Annotated in this window: 23 protein-coding genes; 1 reads left to right on the top strand and 22 read right to left on the bottom strand. The window is 61.7% G+C overall.

Annotated features, from left to right (window positions below; all coding sequences use genetic code 11):
* Positions 1 to 232 precede the first annotated feature (232 nt).
* A complete protein-coding gene (locus AC3WOG_RS37335; RefSeq protein WP_492582901.1) occupies positions 233 to 1384 on the bottom strand; it encodes a multidrug effflux MFS transporter in 1152 nt (383 codons plus the stop codon).
* Between the two features lie 322 nt (positions 1385 to 1706).
* Positions 1707 to 2720, bottom strand: coding sequence for an aldo/keto reductase (locus AC3WOG_RS37330; RefSeq protein WP_492582845.1), 1014 nt, complete (start codon positions 2718 to 2720; stop codon positions 1707 to 1709).
* A 514-nt stretch (positions 2721 to 3234) separates the two neighbouring features.
* Between AC3WOG_RS37330 and AC3WOG_RS37325 the strand changes: the two genes are divergently transcribed.
* On the top strand, positions 3235 to 3504 hold the full coding sequence (locus AC3WOG_RS37325; protein WP_492582900.1) for a DUF1488 family protein: 270 nt from the start codon (positions 3235 to 3237) through the stop codon (positions 3502 to 3504).
* A gap of 149 nt (positions 3505 to 3653) precedes the next feature.
* On the opposite strand, the gene AC3WOG_RS37320 is transcribed toward AC3WOG_RS37325, so the two are convergent.
* From AC3WOG_RS37320 to AC3WOG_RS37225, 20 genes are all read right to left on the bottom strand, one after another.
* The gene (locus AC3WOG_RS37320; RefSeq protein ID WP_492582899.1) at positions 3654 to 4040 is read right to left on the bottom strand and encodes a hypothetical protein; all 387 of its coding nucleotides are present in this window, start codon (positions 4038 to 4040) and stop codon (positions 3654 to 3656) included.
* A gap of 733 nt (positions 4041 to 4773) precedes the next feature.
* Positions 4774 to 5085 carry a TrbM/KikA/MpfK family conjugal transfer protein gene (locus AC3WOG_RS37315; RefSeq protein ID WP_492582844.1) on the bottom strand — a complete coding sequence of 104 codons (312 nt, stop codon included), beginning with the start codon at positions 5083 to 5085 and terminating at the stop codon, positions 4774 to 4776.
* A gap of 11 nt (positions 5086 to 5096) precedes the next feature.
* A complete protein-coding gene (locus tag AC3WOG_RS37310) occupies positions 5097 to 5549 on the bottom strand; it encodes a hypothetical protein (RefSeq protein ID WP_492582843.1) in 453 nt (150 codons plus the stop codon).
* Positions 5549 to 6262, bottom strand: coding sequence for a StbB family protein (gene stbB, locus AC3WOG_RS37305; RefSeq protein ID WP_171928303.1), 714 nt, complete (start codon positions 6260 to 6262; stop codon positions 5549 to 5551). Before stbB ends, AC3WOG_RS37310 begins: the two co-directional genes overlap by 1 nt.
* 76 nt (positions 6263 to 6338) lie before the next feature.
* The gene (locus AC3WOG_RS37300) at positions 6339 to 8000 is read right to left on the bottom strand and encodes an LPD7 domain-containing protein (protein WP_492582842.1); all 1662 of its coding nucleotides are present in this window, start codon (positions 7998 to 8000) and stop codon (positions 6339 to 6341) included.
* The gene (locus AC3WOG_RS37295; protein ID WP_492582841.1) at positions 7997 to 9778 is read right to left on the bottom strand and encodes a type IV secretory system conjugative DNA transfer family protein; all 1782 of its coding nucleotides are present in this window, start codon (positions 9776 to 9778) and stop codon (positions 7997 to 7999) included. Before AC3WOG_RS37295 ends, AC3WOG_RS37300 begins: the two co-directional genes overlap by 4 nt.
* Before the next feature lie 2 nt (positions 9779 to 9780).
* Positions 9781 to 10137, bottom strand: a complete 357-nt coding sequence (locus AC3WOG_RS37290) for a hypothetical protein (RefSeq protein ID WP_408495325.1) — start codon at positions 10135 to 10137, stop codon at positions 9781 to 9783.
* A 9-nt stretch (positions 10138 to 10146) separates the two neighbouring features.
* Positions 10147 to 10707, bottom strand: coding sequence for a hypothetical protein (locus tag AC3WOG_RS37285; RefSeq protein ID WP_492582840.1), 561 nt, complete (start codon positions 10705 to 10707; stop codon positions 10147 to 10149).
* Positions 10704 to 10994, bottom strand: a complete 291-nt coding sequence (locus tag AC3WOG_RS37280) for a hypothetical protein (protein ID WP_201108897.1) — start codon at positions 10992 to 10994, stop codon at positions 10704 to 10706. Before AC3WOG_RS37280 ends, AC3WOG_RS37285 begins: the two co-directional genes overlap by 4 nt.
* Positions 10991 to 11218 carry a DUF3717 domain-containing protein gene (locus AC3WOG_RS37275; protein ID WP_172171330.1) on the bottom strand — a complete coding sequence of 76 codons (228 nt, stop codon included), beginning with the start codon at positions 11216 to 11218 and terminating at the stop codon, positions 10991 to 10993. The genes AC3WOG_RS37280 and AC3WOG_RS37275 overlap by 4 nt, the downstream gene beginning before the upstream one ends.
* Positions 11215 to 11478: a hypothetical protein gene (locus tag AC3WOG_RS37270; protein ID WP_175054589.1), complete on the bottom strand. Its 264-nt coding sequence runs from the start codon at positions 11476 to 11478 to the stop codon at positions 11215 to 11217. The genes AC3WOG_RS37275 and AC3WOG_RS37270 overlap by 4 nt, the downstream gene beginning before the upstream one ends.
* On the bottom strand, positions 11475 to 12512 hold the full coding sequence (gene virB11 / locus AC3WOG_RS37265) for a P-type DNA transfer ATPase VirB11 (protein WP_492582839.1): 1038 nt from the start codon (positions 12510 to 12512) through the stop codon (positions 11475 to 11477). The genes AC3WOG_RS37270 and virB11 overlap by 4 nt, the downstream gene beginning before the upstream one ends.
* 54 nt (positions 12513 to 12566) lie before the next feature.
* Positions 12567 to 13229, bottom strand: a complete 663-nt coding sequence (locus tag AC3WOG_RS37260; protein WP_492582838.1) for a hypothetical protein — start codon at positions 13227 to 13229, stop codon at positions 12567 to 12569.
* Between the two features lie 11 nt (positions 13230 to 13240).
* Positions 13241 to 14593: a TrbI/VirB10 family protein gene (locus AC3WOG_RS37255; protein ID WP_492582837.1), complete on the bottom strand. Its 1353-nt coding sequence runs from the start codon at positions 14591 to 14593 to the stop codon at positions 13241 to 13243.
* Positions 14594 to 14611: 18 nt separating this feature from the next.
* Positions 14612 to 15502 (bottom strand): TrbG/VirB9 family P-type conjugative transfer protein, encoded by an 891-nt coding sequence (locus tag AC3WOG_RS37250; protein WP_492582898.1) that lies wholly within the window; start codon positions 15500 to 15502, stop codon positions 14612 to 14614.
* A gap of 17 nt (positions 15503 to 15519) precedes the next feature.
* The gene (locus AC3WOG_RS37245) at positions 15520 to 16362 is read right to left on the bottom strand and encodes a VirB8 family type IV secretion system protein (RefSeq protein WP_492582836.1); all 843 of its coding nucleotides are present in this window, start codon (positions 16360 to 16362) and stop codon (positions 15520 to 15522) included.
* 8 nt (positions 16363 to 16370) lie between these two features.
* Positions 16371 to 16628, bottom strand: a complete 258-nt coding sequence (locus tag AC3WOG_RS37240; RefSeq protein WP_492582897.1) for a hypothetical protein — start codon at positions 16626 to 16628, stop codon at positions 16371 to 16373.
* A 35-nt stretch (positions 16629 to 16663) separates the two neighbouring features.
* Positions 16664 to 17536, bottom strand: coding sequence for a TrbL/VirB6 family protein (locus tag AC3WOG_RS37235; protein WP_492582896.1), 873 nt, complete (start codon positions 17534 to 17536; stop codon positions 16664 to 16666).
* 69 nt (positions 17537 to 17605) lie between these two features.
* Positions 17606 to 17851, bottom strand: coding sequence for a hypothetical protein (locus tag AC3WOG_RS37230; RefSeq protein WP_097397545.1), 246 nt, complete (start codon positions 17849 to 17851; stop codon positions 17606 to 17608).
* A complete protein-coding gene (locus tag AC3WOG_RS37225) occupies positions 17841 to 18614 on the bottom strand; it encodes a TrbJ/VirB5 family protein (protein WP_424780643.1) in 774 nt (257 codons plus the stop codon). Before AC3WOG_RS37225 ends, AC3WOG_RS37230 begins: the two co-directional genes overlap by 11 nt.
* Positions 18615 to 18619: the final 5 nt, after the last annotated feature.

The following is an 18619-nucleotide window of genomic DNA, read 5'->3' as shown; positions in this document are numbered from 1 at the left end:
TCGTCGACGGTAATCTCGAATGTCCCCCGGACTTGTCAGGCAGGAAACGGTCGATGACCGGCCACAACACGGCGGATGCGGCATATTTGTCGGCCGTTATGCGGATGGTTGCCGAGGGCCGGTCGCGTAGCCCACTCAATGCGCTGACTTCTGCTGCGATCTCATCCAGGCGTTGGCCGATACCGTTCAGTAGGCGCACTACGCGGCGGACAACCCGTGCAGGTAGGCCGCGTTACCTGTGTTCCCCGGGAGTGGCCACTCGCCGCACCAGAAGCGCGGCGCAAATGAACGCGCTGAGATTCATCGCCGCTATGACGAAACCCATTGGCGACGGCGTGCCGTCTGCAAACCAGGCGACGAGCGCCGATCCGATGATCCCGGTCCCGTACTGCGCCGCACCGACCAAAGCTGACACCGACCCGGCCACCTCGGGAAAGAGACCGAGTGCGCCCGCTATCGAGTTGGCGATGATCATGCCGCTCATCGAAATCATCAGGAACACCGGCACGACGAGTCCCGCCAGGCCGCCGAAACCCGTCGAAGCATCCACAGCAAGCAGGAGTCCGGCAACCGCAGCGACGAGCGCGGCGGCCCGCATCAGCCGATCGCTGCCGAAGCGCGGAATGAGTCGCGCATTCACCTGATTCATCACCATGATTCCGACGATGCCTACGCCGAACAGCAGGCCGTAGAACTGTGGCGAAACATGGTGGTAACTGATGTAAGCGAATGGCGAGCCGGCAATATAGGCAAACGTGGCGCCGTAAAAGAATCCGCCGGTGCCCATGTAGCCCAGTAATTTCTTATGACTGACGAGACTCGCGTAGGTCGCCAACGCGCGTGTCAGCGGTTCGCGGTTGCGGCGCTCCTGCGACAATGTTTCGGGGAGTGTGTAGAGCGCCGCAAGCGTCGCGACGCCGACGCCCACCAGCGTCCAGAAAACCGCACGCCTGGATGCAAGATGCAGGATCGCTCCACCGAGGCTAGGCCCAATCAGCGGAGCGATGGCCATCACGGTCATCAACTTCGACATCATCTGCGCAGCAACCGGGCCGGCATACAGATCGCGCACCATCGCTCTGGCAAGTACCACGCTCGCGCATGCCCCCGCTGCCTGCAAGCCACGAAAAGCAACCAGCATAGGCGCACTGATCGACAGCGCGCAACCCGCGGAACCAGCGATAAACATGACGAGGCCGATAGCGATCGGCAGGCGACGGCCGCGACGATCGCTGATTGGTCCCCACATCAATTGCCCGAGGCTAAAGCCGATCAGGTAGCCGGAAATCGTGAACTCCATCACGCCCGCGCTCGCATGTAGCGTCGCCGCCATCGCTGGGAGGGCCGGGAGGTAGAGGTCGGTCGAGATCGACGCGAACACCATCAGCAGGCTCAGGATCGCGAGGATCCGGATGCTGTGCCGGTTCGCGGTTTGGCGCGCGGCGACATCGGCCCGCGCCGGCGTGGCATCGTTGCCTTTATTGCCAGCGCCAGAGGGATGGGATAATGCGGAGGGAAAATCGTTGCTGGACATGGCTCGAATAGTGGGCTCACACAATAGGCAGAACAGGGCTTCGCGGTAACCGCTCTTCCAGGGAGGCGTGTGAACTGTTCTCGCGGCGAATTGCGGGAGCCCCTGTCCGCGTCTGCGGTTCCCCGCGCAGCGCCGGCCACCGTACAGCGTGACCCCGCGGTGCGCCCGAGGGTCAGCCGATGACGTTGCGACCTTCGACCGGATAGTTGGGGTCCGTGTAGCCGGCCGTCGAAGCGTGACCCGGAGGCACCAGACTATCGACGAACTTTTCGTCGTCCGTTCCGAGCTCGAGCTTCAGTGCTTCGAGATAGCTGTCCCAATGCGCTTCCGTCCGCGGACCGGCAATCGCTGAGCTCACCAGCTTGTTCTTCAGCACCCATGCAATCGCAAAGGCAATTGAAGTCGTGCCGCGTTCAGCGGCGTGAGCCGCGAGTTTCTGCACGATGGCCAGCGACTCCGGACGCCATTCGGTCTGCTGAATACGCTTGTCACCGCGGCCGGCGCGGGAGTCGGCCGGCGGCGTACCGTCCAGCGCATATTTACCCGTCAACACGCCACGTGCGAGCGGGCTGTACGGAACCACGCCGATACCATAGTGGCCGGCGGCCGGCATCAATTCAGTCTCGGCGGTGCGATCGACCATGTTGTACACCGGCTCGATAGCAACCGGCCGATCGATGCCGAGCTGGTCCGCAAGACGCACGACCTCGGCAACCCGCCATGCGCGGAAATTCGAAAGGCCAAAATAGCGTACCTTGCCTTGACGAATAAGGTCGCCGATAGCGCGCACACCCTCTTCGAGCGGCGCATCGATCAGCGCACGATGGAAGTAGAGAACATCGATGTAGTCGGTGCCGAGACGCTTCAGGCTTGCGTCGACCATCTGGAAAATCCACTTGCGCGATTGCCCCTGCTCGTTCGGGCCTGGATTCGCGGTCGCGTGGTAGCCGAACTTCGTTGCAATGACCCAGTTGTCACGCTTTTGCGCAATCGCGCGGCCGACGACTTCCTCGGAGCGCCCAGCGTGATAAACGTCAGCGGTGTCGAGGAAATTCACACCTTGATCGAAGGCCTTATCGATGATTCGCCTGGACGTTGCTTCGTCGGTTTCACCGCCGAACATCATTGCGCCCAGACAAAGCGGCGAAACCTTAAGGGCGCTGCGGCCAAGATATCGATAATCCATGATCTTCTCCGTGCAGGCAGTGCCTGCTGTTGCTTGGGGGGAAAGGAGGAATGCACGCGGCGGTTCGATACGCGGCGGATGCTTTGGCTAGCCCGTCCGGTCGAGCGGACCGGGCGCGTTGCTGACGAGCCGTAGCGGGTATCGACAAATGATAGGCAGTTTCGGTCTAGCGATAAAGCCCGTAGAATGGCAAAGTATTATTAACTTTATTCATGAATGGCTTTGCCTCGTCAGCGACGGTAACGAAGCGTTTCGACGATCAACGACAGGGCAGGTGACACTTGTCTATTGCGGTTTCGACCTCCCATGCCCGAGAACAAAAGCCCGCTGACAACCAAGGCCTAGGCGATGAGGATCCAAGCAAGTGCGTTATGGTGACAAGCGACCACGGGCGGCGGCCGCACGCCAGATCGTTACGTCATAGGTGATCGATGGGCTTGTGATTTCTGGTAAATTTATCGCTCCGCGGCGTAGTACAAATACAAGGACCGCGAATGATATCGTCGAGGTGGTCATGGAAGTTCTTGATCGCGCGCCCGCCGTCTCGCCGGACGGACGCGCCGTGGTTTTCATGTTGTCGGCTCGCGGCCGCGATGTCGAAGGTGCGGTTGCGCGTGCCGCACTCGAAGAACACTTCTGGCTTCCTCCCGATGCCGACGCGGCACGCACACTCAAGACATTTCAAAACGGCCGCAACCGCATCGTCGCGGTCGCACAACGAAAGTTACTTGCGCGGCCCGACGAGCCGCTGTGCCTGACCGTCAACGACTTTCTAACCCGGTAACTGGCCGTTGGCTGAGGCTGACCGTCGGGCGGATGTGCATCTGATAAGCACAGAAAAGCACGATCGTTCAAATGTTGATCATTTCTTTTATGTAAAATGCAGGAATCCTATTTATATTTCACCCGACAACTAGCTCGTCAGAGACTCTGCTACGGCGACCCCGGAATCGGAGAGTCGCTCTTCCCCTTCAAGAAATGCAGCAACTGGCGCTCAGCGTCCTGCACCTCGTGAAGCCGCGCTTTCGCGAGCTGGGCGTCATGCAGGCACAGCAGCGCTTCAAAGTCACTGATGACGTCAGGCTCGAGCCGCCATTCGCCAGTTTCGTGAGCGTGAGCCAACGTGTTCTCGACGGCATATTCCGCGATTTTGAACTGCTCGTCCGGCAGATTCCCATAGCCGGCCCGCTGCAGGTACCAGCCGAGGTACACCGCACGCATGAGCTCATTGATCAGATGGGTATTGCCGTGGCCGTCGCGGCATGCAGCCAGCGCCAGATGGCACGTTAGTGAACGTTCAATGGCAGAAGACCGGTCCATCGGCAACAGATGCGCTTTTGTCAGGGATCGATGACCTTGACCGCGGCTCGACTTGTTCTGCCTGGATGACATTTTTGAATGTTATGGCTTTAGGGGACGCGGGAAATTATAGCGAATCCCTGTCATGGGTCCTGTCTTGGCCCGCGGCACAGGCCACGCAATGATGGACATCTGCAGTTGCGTCGGGTTGCGCGAATGAGGCGCGGGTTGCGCAACCTGGGCCGTCGACGCGTCGAAACGGGGCGCGAGTTCGTTTGCCTGATAGGTCTCTTCCCTGGCTCCATAAGCCGGAGCAGGCTCCCGGAAGTGAGTTTAATCGACGTTTCCTCAACATCAACCCGCAGTTTGCCGCGCGTATCTTATTCGCCGTTTCCCCCAACGTCCCACAGCGCTGCATGGTGCATGCATTGCGTCTTCGGGTATAGCGAAGCTGCCAAACTGGCTGCCGCCGCATGAGAGCACCCACCGCGACTTGCCACTAACCATGGGGTTCGCGGTTGTCCGCCCCTGGATGAGCGTATTCATACGGAGCGCGTCGTGTCCAGCCCTTTGATGGATCTTTCACTGACGAGGATTTCGTTGCCGGCATGACCTGCGATTCCTGCAGGGTTGGTTGTATTCGGCGAATAATGTTCATACATCATGCACTGCAAAAAAGCCGTCGCCGACGGTGCCGACGATGGTGAATTCCCGACATCCACGAGGGCAGACGTGCCGGGCTGAGAGACGCACTTCAGGGGCCGTTCTCGACACCGCCGTATTTCGAATTCACGGAACTCTTCTGGTCGTTCCCGACAGATTTGCATTGATTCAAAAAATCGCCCCGGGCACTCGACGTGCCACTCAGATCGAAATGCCCGTGGTGATAGCGCACAATCGAAAAATAGTCACGCTCATACTGATTGCATTGGCCGCCGCCATTGCCACCATCCATGAGCCCTGCCAGGCACAGCACCGCACCGCAGGCCGAGGTGTCGTCGTCGGCCGTCGCCATCGTCGGGATGGCCGCCGCCCAGCAGATCAATACAGCGATCAATCGTTTCATGAGGTCTCCAGTCAGATGGACAGCAGTCGCAGCGCCGCAAGGGCTCCGACCGTGAGCGCCGCTGAGCCAAGCATGGCGCACACGGTCCATGCAGCCAGTTCAATTCGGCCGATACCACGACCGCGGCCGCGCTCTTCGCGCAGGACATCGCGCAGCAGATCGCGGCTTCGGCCGTTGGCTTCGTCGTACTGCCTGAGCGAGATCTCGCCAAGCAGTTGATCGCGGGCCTCCGAAAACCGTCCCGCTTCGGCCAGCACATCGGTGCTCGATGCTGCGAACTGGTTGAGGAACTGCTCGTAGCGGGACGTGAAGCGCAGCAGCGTAAGTTCACCGTCGTCCTTGAACTGCTTGCCCGTGGTATCGACCAGCTGAGACAGACCCTTCACGTCCCGTCGCAACAGCGATAGCTCACCCAGTACTGCGCCGATCAGTTCTTCGCGGATCGAATCGTCCGATGCGCCCATCAATGCACCACGAGTTTGAAGACTGCGTCCAGTTCGGTTGTTACCCGTGTGGCCAGACGTTTGATTGCAACCAGTTGGCGAATCTGTGCAAGATGTTCCTCGGGCTCCCCGCTCTCCATTGCTTCGGCGTTCATCGCGACATAGTCGGTCGGATCGTTGCGAATATCGATGATGGAGCGATCGAAAGCCTTGATCTTTTCGTAGATAGGGTTCTCATACATCACCGCATCGCGATTCAGGACGAAATTGCGGTTTTCCGCATAGTAGTCGAAAATTTTCGAGAAAATCTTTGACACGTCGTCTTTCGGGGTGACCGTGTTAAACACAACGCGAATGCGGTTTGCCGGCACGCCAATTTCTCCCGTGAGTGCGCGCAACGTCGAAATTGTATCGACCTGTTGTTTAAGCGCAGGAACGGTCGGTACGACGAAGGCATCGAAGTCTTCGTGAGAACCGTGATAGTCACGCATCAGCGAGACAAAGTCTTCGACATTCGATGCCCCGATATCGACCACGGCATGCCGCAAGGTCATGAGTTTGTCCTGCAGTTCCCCAAATTCCTTCCCACGCATCGCCGATCCTTTTTCGCTGTCGTCTGAGTTGATCGACTCGACAGGAATCACCTGGGCACCTTCCAGCCGCGGCGCGAGAAGGTGATGTGCAACGGTACTCTTGCCAACATTGCCTGAGAAGTTGATTACAGCGATCTTCATGATGGTTTGCTCCTGTTGTTCGTTTTGACGATGACGGTCGCGAGGTGATTGCGGCCGCCCGTTGTTCTCCGCCGCCTTATGGTTCCATTTCGAGCGTCGGCCCGTCGTGTTCGGCGGTCTGCGACTGCAGGTCCTGTCCGCACTCCGGCGTCGCCTGTTGGGTGCCCTGCTGTGCTGCGTGAGCCTGGCCTCGCTGCTCCCGCTCGATCTGCTCGCGCACGGCCTCGATCGTTGCTTCGCTTACCTGAGGCATAGGCACGTCCAGTGGCCGGTTAGTTGCGCGCGCCTCGGCCACGGCGCTTTCGAACTCCCCCATCAGCTTCTCCTGCTGCTGCTCCGGCAGACCCTTGATCTCGTCACGCAGCACCTCGCGCGCGGCCTGCGCCTTGATGCGCTCGCGTGCCTCATCGAGCGTCTTCTGCTGTTCCTTCGAGTATTTCCAGTCTCCGTTCAGGAACCGCTCGCGTGCCTCATTGATCTGTCGGCGCTCATCGGCGTCGCGGCGCGCGCTGGCCAGCGCTTCGCGCTGCTCGCGCGTGGGCAGGCCCGGCACATCGGGCGAGAACACCAGCCATTCGTTACGTCGGCTCTCGACTGACTTTGGCGCGAGTTCAGTACCCTTCTCGTCGAACTGGCGCTGCTGCGCTGTTACCGTCTTGCTGCCGCCCTTTTCCAGCTCGATCCGCTGACCGGGCTGCACACCGCTTTCGCCGATCGCGCGCTCGATGTCCAGTCCCCAGACGGTGTGCTCGCCATCCTCTGTCCGCACCGTCGCGTAGTAGCTGTCGTTCTGCTTTTCATCGTGGTTGAACGGGGCGGGACCGTGCGCCACCAGCACCCCCGCCGTGACACCGGCCGGCGTTGGCGCGCTCTGAACGGGGCTCGCCGGCGCAGCTGCAGACGGTTGCGTGGCGGGCGTCGGGTTGCCTCTGGGCGCGGTGTTTTCACGTCCCGGAGTGGCCGGTTTCGCCGACTCCGGCGCGGCGGGTCTTTGCCCCACTGCGTCTGCTGCCTCCATCTCATTCGTGCGCGCCTTGTCCGTATCACTGGATTTGTCACCGGCCCCGATGCGCATCGCCTCGCGCGCAGCGGTCAGTACTGCCCGATCCTGCGCACCAGGCTTGAAGCCACGCGTCGGCACGCCAGCGAGTTCGGCGGCGATCCACGCCTGCCGTCGAAACTCTTCGCTGCCCTTAAGCTGCAGCTCACCCCAGTTCTTAGCCTTCGCGACTTCGACCATGTGTGCGATCACGTCGCGGTCCTCGCTGGCCGTCGACAGCGAGCGGCCCTTGTCCTCGAAGTGCACCGTCTCGCTTTTGCGATCGAGAAACTTACCCTCATGCGCCACGTACCGGTTGGTGACCGACTTTGGCACGTCATAGCCGGTCTTCTCGAAAACCGGTTTCGGGCGGATCGTGTTCTCCGCATCGTTACCCTTCTTCCCGAGCGGCTTGCCGGTGCCGGCGGCCGGTTTCACCGCCTCGTCGGTGGCTGTGCTGGTCGATGGGTCGCGCTTGAGAAGCTTCTCGACCTTCTCCCGATCGGCCGCACGGATTTTCTTCAGGCGCTCTTCGGTTGCGTCATCGACCGGCGTTTCCGGAGTGCCGGGCACGGCGCCCGCGTCCGGCTCGTTCGCCGGCGGCGTGACGCGCGCGCGAATGGTCGACGCATCGTTGGCGTTTGCCGCGTCGCGTTCGCGGTAGTCGATCCGGTCGGCGGGAAATTCGATCTCGTTCATACGGTCACTCCTTGCGGTTCAGGCTGTGATTGAGGTGCTGCGGTTTGCGCCGACACGGCGGCGGCCGCGTCCGGCAGGACTTCTCGCAGATAAGGCATCAACTGGAAGAGCGACGCGCGGATGCTGTTACGGTTGGCGAGATGAACAGGCGCGAGTACGCCGATCTCGTGCTCCCGGACGTCACGCGCCAGACCGGCCGACTGTGTGGCTGCGTCTGCGGCCGCCGCGGCCTGCTGCGCGCGGCGGGCCGCGTTCTGCGTCTGCCACCACTGCTCGACGTCGATCTTTGGCACGGGTGCGCACAGTTCGCGCGCGACGAACGCGGCGTGTTTCATCTGTACTTCATTGGGAAACTTCGGACCGAAACCGAACCAGGCGCGCCGGCGATTGGTTTTCTCCAGCTTCGCCATCACACCCCGCAGGTAAGGGCTCTGCCGCACGAGCCGGTCGACGAGCTCGGCGTCTTCATAGAAAAACGCCTTCTCGCACAGGATCGGCTCGCACCCCTCGATCGTGATGATCTGTTTGTTGTGCTTCAGCGCCCGCAGCTCCTGCGGCATCATCAGTGCCCTGCCGTGCTCCGACTCATTGGTGCTCGTCGACGAACTCCGCCCGCGACTGCGGTTACGCGAGCGCGCCATGTACGTGAAGGTCCCCAGCATCTTCGAGTACTCTTCCGATTCCTTGACCGTACGCGGCGCATACAGGCTGCGCATCTTGCAGTTGATCGCCAGCGTTTCCGCGCCGTGCTTGCCGTACAGCTTCGGATCCTCGATCTGGGACATGCCCTGAAAGATCAGCATCAGCCGGAGGTTGTAGCCAGCAATGAACGGGTTGGCCGTATCGATGATGTCGATCTTGCCGGGCGCTGCAAACTCGTCCAGGATCAGCGCGCACTGGTATTTGAGCGCAGGATTCTCGGCAGGCAGCTCGCGCGTGTTCAGGTCGATCAGCTGCGAGAAAAAGAGATTGACCAGCAGCGCGCCGGCCTTCAGGTCGCCCGGCTTGATGCCCACATAGATCGACATGCGCTTTTTGCGCACATCGGCCAGATCGAAGTCCGAGCGGCTGGTTGCCGCGTCGACCACCGGATTGCTGAAGACGTTCAGCGGCGCGGTCATCGTCGATACGATGTTCGCGAACGCTTCCTTCGACTGCGACAGGAAGCGGTTCAGCGCATCGAGACATTCGAAGGTGAGCGCCGGCAGCCCGTCAGTCGCATGCGCTGCATCGGCACGCGTGCTGACGATCGACGAGACGTGTTCACGGATCGCCCTGCCCTTGCCGGAGGCCTGCCGCAGCACCTCGCCGAACGTGCACGGCAGCGAGGGCGTTTCCAGCAGGTACAGCACGAGCCCGATGAACAGGTTGCGGGCGTTGTCGTTCCAGTACTTCAGGCGCGCGTCGACGTTGGACGGATACAGGTGTTCGCCGATCGTCATCACGTCGCCAACGCGCGCATAGGCAGGTCGGCTGGCGATGTATTCGAGCGGGTTGTACGCGTGCGAGCGGCCGTCTTCCGAGAAAGGCGCCCACAGGTAGGTTTCGTGGCCGCATGCCCGCCGGTAGCCGGACGTATAGTGGTAGTTCTCTTCCTTGATGTCCTCGACCACGACCGAATCGGGATAGGTGAGAAGATTCGGGATCACAAGCGACGTGCCCTTGCCGGAGCGGGTGCCCGCAGCCGTCATCAGGAAATCCTGGCCGTAATACTTCAGGTATTCACCCTTGTACTTGCCGACAATGAACGGCGGATACAGATGTTGTGCAGTGGTCATGGTTATTTCCTCTCCAGCAGACCGGCTTTCACAATGTCGTTACGGGTTGCGAACCGGGCCTCGCCAAACTGGGCGAGGCGCTTGCGGCCCGACACGAGCGCCATCGTGATCACGACCACTGGCAGGCCGGTGATGACCACCGACAGCAGCGTGCACACCTTGAGCGCACGCACTACCGCAGGCACGTCACCGTAGGCATGCCAGTAGTCGTACAGCGTGAACATGCCCGCGCTGCCCTCCGGCAGCTTCTGCATCTTCGCGAAAAGCTGGCCGCCGGCGAACTGGCCGAGGAACGCGAAGCCGCACAGGATCAGCAGGAAGACCACCACGGGAATCAGAATTCGAAGCGGTTTCGGCATGGTCGGTCCTCAGTGGGTGGCTGCATCGCTATTGACCTCAAATTCGGCCGCGTCAAATCCGACGATCGGCTTCGCAGGGAACCCGCCGGCCTGATCGGCGGCCGCGATCAGCACATGCAGGCCTGCGGCCGTCTCGTCGTCGCAGTGTTCGAGTACGCGCTGCGCGGCGCGAAGGACCGGCATGCGGGCACGCAGGCGCTCGGCGCTCGCATAGGCATGGCGTGCGAAATTGAGCGGTCTGTCAGCAAGGAGCCGGTCCAGCACCGCGCGATCGTCCTCTCCGAAGGTGAACGTCAGCGGCGGCTGGCCGGTCTCGCCCACCGTCTGGCTGCTCTGCCAGGTTGTTTCCGGCGTCATGCGCTCGGCGAGCTCGAGCAGCCGCAGCCCGATTTCCAGCACCGTGCGTCGACGGACCGAAAAGTTAGCGGCGACACCGCCGCCCGGTTTGCCACTCGCCTTAACGTCGCGCACCGCGAACGTCACGTGATCCGGGTGATCCGGCGCATAACCGTTGCCGTCCTCGATGCAGATCCACTTTTCGCCAATGCGGAATTTCAGATGCGTTGTCATGCGGCCATCTCCTGTTGTTGCAGATGCGCGGTCTGGTCGCGATGCAGGCGCATCGCGTCGCGCACGTTATCGAAGGGTCCGTGGAACTGGTTGCTGCTGGCCGCCGTACAGCGATCGATCGGCTCCCACAGCAGGTAGCGCCACTCGTCATAGACTGAGTACCGCGCGATCGTCCAGCCCGACGGGTGGACCAGCGCAAAGTCGCCGGACGGTCGCCATTTGCACTGGCTGGCATCGTTCGCGTCCGCGGCATCGACAATCGCGGGAACCGGAAGATCTGCCTTCATTGCGGGAACTCTCCGAGTGGATCGGCGGACAGGATCCGCAGGGCGTCGCGCTGAGCGTCGTCCAGCCCGGCATCGGTGATACCCTCCCGGCCGTGCACGATCACGGCGCCGTAGAGCCGCGCCAGCGCGCGGGCCTCTGTGCTGGCAGCAAATGCTTCGTCCGACGGCGAACGCATGCGCCACCCCTCGATCGCCGCCTCGATATCGCTGATCGCGAAGTTCATACACGGTCCTCCCTGCGGACGAGCCAGTGCGCCGTGAAACCGCGCGCCCACGACGCCGCATAGACAAAGCACAGCGCGAGCACGCCGTACTGATGCGCTCGCCATGCCATGTCGAACCAGAACGGCTGCGCGGCCAGCCCGAAGATGCAGGCCCAGCGCCGCCAGTGCGCACGCCGGTCCTGCGACAGAAACACGGCGAGCGCACCGCACAGGCTGATCGCGATCTGTTCGATCATCTGCGCCGCGGCATCGGCGCTCATGAGACACAACCCAGCAGCTGCGCCTTGCCGATCGGGTCGTACCAGAGTTCGGTGAGCCGCTTGTTGCGCATGAAGAGAACCAGATCAACCGTTACGCGCACCTGTTCCATAATGAATTGCCAGTCGAGCGTCTGGCCGACGGCGCTCTGCTTGACCAGCGTCGCGATGCGCGACGGTGCCGAGCGCGCATCGTTGCAATGCACCGTCGTGATGCCGCCGGGCGTGCCCGTATTGAGCAGCGTCATGTAGTCCCACGTCTCGTCGCCGCGCAGCTCGGCAAGGAACACGCGGTCAAACTTCATGCGCAGCGTGGAGCGCACCAGTTCCTTCGCCGGCAGCGTGTCGCTGAAAAACATATGCACGCGGTTCGGGTGATTCGGCAGCGACAGCTCCGGCGTGTCCTCGATCGTGCCGATCCGCTCGTCGGACGGCACGAGGTCTGAGAGCGCCTTATTCAGCGTGGTCTTGCCGGAGCCGGTGCCGCCGGCGAGCACAATGTTCAACCGGTTGGCAACCGCAAGCTCGAGCATGCGCGTGACGTTGCGCTGACCTTTCGCCTCGAGCATCTCGAGCTCGAACGGCTGCAGGTCCAGCGACTGGGACATGTCGCGGCGCGGCGACCCGTCCCGATAGCCCTCGAACCAGCCGTTGCGCTCGTACTCGGCGACCGAGAAGCGCACGTCTGACGGGATCCGGATCGTTATGGATATCGTGTCCTGCTCGCAGGCCGGCTGCATCAGCACGTGTCCACGTTGGCCCTCGGGCAGGACCACCGGATGAATCGGCTCCTTTGTCGAGAACTTGCCGCCCTTCATCACCGTCAGCGCGTTGGCGAGCTTGAAGCACGCATCGAGCGAGCAGGCCGGTGCATCGTGCCGTCGCCATCCGGCACTGCCCTCTGTCCAGATCTCACCGGGACGGTTGATCGCAACTTCGGTGAGGCTCCCGTCGAAGAAGTTCGAGATGCCCATTTGTTTGAGAAAGCTGCGGGCGATCGTGCCCTTCTCGATCACATCGATTACGACTGCGCTCATTCGCACTCCTTTCTGGTTTAGGGTCACATCCGTTAATCAAAGTGCCGCGCAGGTTCAGCGAGGCGTGGTGCCCGAATCCTGCGGCTCGATCTGCACTGACACGCGATACGGGCGTCGATCGTCCGGCACGCTGCTGGCGAGTTCCCGAAGGGTTTGCGCCGGCGACGTGGAAACCACGGTCGCGCTCAAAGGCGCGGCCGGCCGGGTCAGTTTCCAGGCCGCACCGCCGATCACCACAGCTGCGCATAGCCCCGTTACAAGCCAGATGCGCAATATGCGTGGCGTCTGGTGATCGTGAATCGCTGGGGTTTCGATGGGTTGACGGTTAGTTGCGTGCACGTCCATTGCGTGAGCGGCCGCGCGATTGACCAGTTCATCGAGCGATGGCAAGGCGCTGTCGCCCCATTCCGAGATCGTCAGCCCGATACGCGCCCCGACGTTACGGAGCAGGTTGCGTCGCAGCGGCGCTGACATGTCGTCGATCCAGCACCCATCGAGCGCCATGCAATCCTCGAACGCGTGCTCGTCGGCGATCTGACGCAGTGGCAACGCATCGGGAACCTCGCGCGCACGCCGTGCATCGACCCGCTCGGCCAGCTGGCGGACCGTGTTGCCGTAGAAACAGAAACGCAGAGCGTTGCGTAGTTTGGTCTCGAACATGTCGCGATCGAGACCATGCAACGGGAAGTCGTTCGGGTAGGTGATCTTCAGGTTCATGGGTCCGCTCCTCATTGCTGCCCGTTCTGGCCAACAGGGTTGCCCTGCGCGTCGACGTTCTCGTACACGCCGGTCAGGTCAATATCGCGCGCCACAAAGATATTGATTACAGAGCCCTGGTTTGAATAAGCCGTCGGCGGAATGTTGATGGTGTTACGCAGCGTCTCCGCGGCCACATCTTGCGTGGCGTTCGAACTGTTGGAGAACGTGATCTGCTGGCCAGACCCGGTTGCCTTGTTCGCCAGCGCCTGGCCGAAGTCGCCAATCAGGCTGACCATCAGCGCGCCCTTGAACCGCAGCCAGAAGTGCTCGTCGACATAGGCTGGAATACCGGCGGCACCCAGCGGATCGGTCGCTGGCGAGTTCAGAGGAATGTGTACGTCGCCGTCGTCGATCTCGTCCCAGATCGCGCCGATCACGCCCTGCCCCTGGATCACCGCATCGCGCTGCTCGCCCTTCGCCATCGCACCCTTGCGAACGAGCAGCGTCGTGCCATCGTCGGACCAAACGTCCTGCGCGATCGGGCACCCGATCAGGCCCGGCCGGTCGGTACGGATCGCCGTCGACTGACCACAGCGGATCATCGTGTTGCGACTGAGCAGGTAATGCCGGTTCGGCCGGAACGAGGCCTGCATCGGCTGCAGCTTTGACGGCTGCAAGGACTGGTCGATCGCGGAGCCCTTGCCGTCGCCCGCGTCTGCCTTGCTGGTTGAGCTGGGCGCACCGCCTGCACTGCCGCCGCGCAGCGCTGACAGACCCATCGACTTCGCCAGACCTGCCAGACCAGACGCATCATGGCCGCTGGCCCCGGCGTTGCCGCCGCCGGTGTTGCCACCGCTGTCACCTGCAGTTTCATTTGATGCTACGGGACCATCGTTGCTCTGGCCGGAATCGTTGTTGCCGCTCGCGACGAGCACGCTGCCCTGCAGGCGGCGCTCGGCCGGCGTGAGCGGCCGCGGCTGGTTGCTCACGGCCACCGCCTGTCCGTTCGTCTGCGATGCCGCGCCGGCCGGCGTCGCGAGGTGGGAATTCGCGGCAGCGGCGGCCGCAGCCTCCGACGTTGCACGGGCCTGATCTTCCGCGCGCTTGATACGTTCCTTCTGCGTCTCCAGATCCGCACCGGCGTCACTCGCGCCACTGTCTTTCGGTTTTGTCAGCGCCGCCTGTTTCGCGTCCTGATGCTGCTGGAACAGGCGCTGCAGATAGATCGTGACGCCCGATGCACCCAGCGCAATAACGGCGAGCGCGACCAGCACCAGACGCAGCTTGCCCACACGCGTTTTCCGACGGCCCGGCAGGTCGAGCGAAGGCTGCGGGCCGACGTCGGTCGACGCCGCAGGTTCCATTTCGTTTCGTTCAGTCATACCCTGTTCGCTCCCTGATCAGTTCGTCGATGCATCGGTATGGTCACGCGCGACGCGCGCGCTGCCCGGTACCGACGAGCCCGCACGGTTGTAATGACCATCAGGCGAATAGCCGTCGTTGCGGATACCCAGCACCGACTGACCGTAGCGGATGACAAACGACTTCGACACTTCGTGCACGACGACCGTATCGCCCTCCATATGAAAGTTCGCCGTCGCCTCGCCACCGTCGGGAAGCTTCGTGAAGATCGTCGGCAGGTCACGCGCGGTTGAGTACTTGAAGTACGTGAATCGGCCGTCGTCCCAAAGCGCAGTCGGTGCGAGTGCGTGGTCGCCGCGCATCATGTATTGGATATTGGCCGCAGGAACCGACGCCACAGGCGTGGATTTCGCAACGCCAACGCTGTTCGCGATCGATGCTGGAACCGCTGGCCCATTGCCCTGCTGACCGCCCAGCGCTGCGCTAACCGCTTCCTGCCGGCGCAGCTGCGCGCTCGCCGCCTTGGCACGCGTGTCCGGATAGTCGAAACGCAGTATCCATGTCGCCGGCTGTGCGGCCGACACGTCAACAAGCGAGAGCGGATAGGTGCGCCGGTTGGTGACCAGCAGAAGATTGGTTTCCGGCTGCGGCGCACCCGGTTTGAGCATCGCGCCACTGTCGTTGATGGCCACGTGCCAGGCCTTGCCGTCTCCGATGCCCTCACCGCTGTTGATGATGTGTTCGCCTGGCTCGAACTGGATCATCACCGCACGCCCCGGCATGGTCGCCACACGATAGGCCTGGTCCGGATCGTAGGTCGCGCACTGGATGTGCGGGTCTGAACCGCAGCTGCGCGGCGTTTCGAGCGCTCGCGCGTGGATCGGCGCCAACGCGAAGCTTAGTGCGACCGCCGCTGCGCTCGCTGACATCCGGATCGTTCGTCCTTTCATGCTCCACCTCCGGCTGCCGCAGGGCCCGACGCCGGCGCAGCATCGGCAGGCGCCCGGGTCCAGTCGCGCGTGACCTCGTAGCTGGTGCAGCGAAAACCGTCCGCGTTGAGATCCTGCTGGTCCTGCTTTTCCGGAACGTTCACACGCTCGAATGCGACCGTCGCAATCCAGTACGTCGGATCCGGACGCTTTACGGCCGCGTTGAGCCAAACCAGTTGCCGCGAGCAGAACACCTGTGCCGTCGTTCCCACGAAGGTGATCGAGCCGACGTGTGCAATGACCCGCGCCTGATCCTTCAGCAGCTTGAGTGGGCCCGCCGGGCCGCGCACGAACCCGTCATAGGCTTCCTTCTCGTGGTCGTCGCTCATGAACATCACCGCGGCGTGCGTGTCCGAAATCGTCTCCCAGTCGTAGCTCTCGCGCAGTTCGACGTAACGGTGCAGATCCGCGCGATCGGTCTTCTCGGAAAACGTAACGTGTCCGTTCGCGGTCGTCGGCAACACATCCACCTTCCCTGTCGTGTCGTTCACGCGCAGCACAGCCGGCGGGTTCGGCCGCTTTAGGAGTCCTAAAGCCCCCATGCCAGAAACAGCGGCGAGAGCGACAACGCCCGATAACACCGAGCGCCGGTCCGCAATACGGGCCTTCTCTTCCGCTGCTTCGACCTTCGATTTTTCGAAGGCCTGTGCCTGTTTCAGGTACCAGCTGACCGCATCGCGCTCACCCGACTCAACACCGCTCACCGGCGCGTCTGCGCGCGCGGTCGACCCGGCCGGGCTTCCCTTACGTTTGCGCGCGTTCGCTCCCGACGCAAACCATTGCCTGATAGTCGATGCCATCCTGTTCCTCACTTCAGTTCCGTATGGCCCGGTTGCTGGGCCAACGGCTGGTTGACGGGTACCCACTGACCAGTCGGCTCGGGTGGCTTTGGCGCCGAGCTGCACGCCTGCAGCGCGAAGGCCATCAGCAAAATAGCGACAGGATATTTCATGGTCTCCGTTTCTCCTTTGGATTGAGCAAAACAGGCGTATTGCGTGGCATCTAGTAAAACAGCTTGATCGATACCATCGCGCCGATCGTTGCCACCACCGCCGCGATAAGCCACCAACGTGCGATTGTCTTGAATAACCTGATCATTTTTTAGGCCTCACTCAAGCTACCGCCGGTCTTCGGCGATCCGCCGCCGCCCATTTTTCCAAGCGAGCCAGCAAATCTCGCGACGCTACCCAGCTTGCCCACCATCGTCGAGATACCGACACCGCCCGCTAGAGACGAAGCCAAACCCGGCAGGTTAAGCGAGATAACCCAGAAGGACAGCCCCATGATGTCCAGGTCAATAACCTGCGCGATAGAGGGGGATCCGTTCAGCGGTACCACACCCATCGCGAAATTGACTTCGAGTGCACATGCAGCCGCGAAGAGTGCGACCAGCAGGGTGTAGTTCATGCATTGACCGACCCAGTTCCAGAAGAACTGTCGCGATGGCGGGAAGAGCGCCGCTGAGATGAACAACGGACCGAGTGCGAGCAGAAGCCCAAGCGCAAACTTCGCCAGAATGATGTACGCAATGGCTATCGCCATGAACGGGCCACCGAAAATGATCATCAGCGCGATCGTCCAGATGGCCGCAATAACCTTCAGGCCGGACGCCTGTGCATAAATCGCCTGCGCTGCGTTGATGTATGCATTGAGCAGGTTGTCGAGGCCGGACACCGGGTTGCTACCGTTGGTCAACGCGCCGGCCATCTGTTCGCCAAAACCATTGAAGAATGGAACGACGTACTCACTGTAGAACTGGATGTTCATCCCGCAGGTCAGGATGAGCGCCCACGTTGCCATGCGCATCAGGAAATCGTTGATCGGCTCGTCGTTGCGCCCCTGCCAGTACGTCCAGAGAATCAACAGGACATAGATGCTGAAGCAGGTGGCCATCAATGGCGAGATCAGCGCAATGATGTTGCTCGAACCGGTCGAGATCGTGTTCAAAACGTTCTTGTCGAACGAATTGGTCATTGAGGTGAAAAGCTGGACGTCTGCCACGGATATCTCCTGCTTCGGTCAGTGATTGATGGACGAGCCGGATTACTTCAGCCCGGCCGCGCGGGCTTCGGCATCGTCGCTTGCAGCGTTGATACCCTTCGCCTTACGCTCAGCGGCAAGCTTCTCGGGCGTCGTGCCGAGAAACGCCGCATCGAACTTCAGATCCTGCTGCTGCTGTTGTTCTTCCTGCAGGTTGTGCTGGTGACGATCCCACGCGAGGTATCCGAGATAGCCGGCGATCGCGACCAGCAAAGCGATGATTGAGCCTAGAAGTGTCTTATTGACCATTGGTTTTCCCCAGAAATGCGTTGTCGAATTCACGGTCGCGCTGCTGTTCGGCAAGCTGCAGCTCTGTTTTCTGCAACTGCGCGGTGAGCTGCAGGCGCGTCTGGTCATTTGTGACCATCGCCTCTTCCGCGGCCATCCGGTTCTGCAGATCAGCCTTTTGCGCCGGATCCTGCGTCATGTTGGACTGCTGCATCAGCGCCTGGATGTTGTTCAGGCGCGCCATCGTCGCGCTGTACGCCTGCTCGTTCATCGCCTTGTTGGCCGCGAGCGTGTCGTAATAGCGCTGCTGACCGGGCGTGCTGGCGCCGGTCATGCTTTCCTGCTGCTCGATCGACCGCATCGACGAACTGATACCCGAGAGACCGCCGTTCTTCGCCTGGTCGTAAATGTTTTGCCACTGTTCCGGAAGGTAGTTACGCAGCGACGCATCGTTCATGATGTTGCCGAAACTGCTGTTGCCAGTCAGCGCACGGTACTGGTCTTCCTGATTCTGGATCTGCTGCCCCAGCTGCTCGACCTGCATCATCTGTTGCGCGAGCTCCGCCGGCGAGATGGTCGGCACACCCTGCGCGTGAGCCTGTGAAAACGCACACGCGCACAACAACGCGACCAGTCTGCGGCGAGGCCAAAGCGTAATTCCCGGCAGATAGGCAAAGGCGCTCATGCCGGCGCGCGTTGATCGTGCCCGCAGCGCCTCGCGAAGGTTCCAGATCGCTGGGTCAACCGGCCGGCGCACGGCCGGATAGACATCGGTGCTGTTCATCGTTC

The sequence above is a fragment of the Paraburkholderia sp. FW306-02-B genome (genome assembly GCF_058782725.1).
Note: the sequence above shows the minus strand (reverse complement) of the source record. Positions and strands in the feature narration are given on the sequence as shown.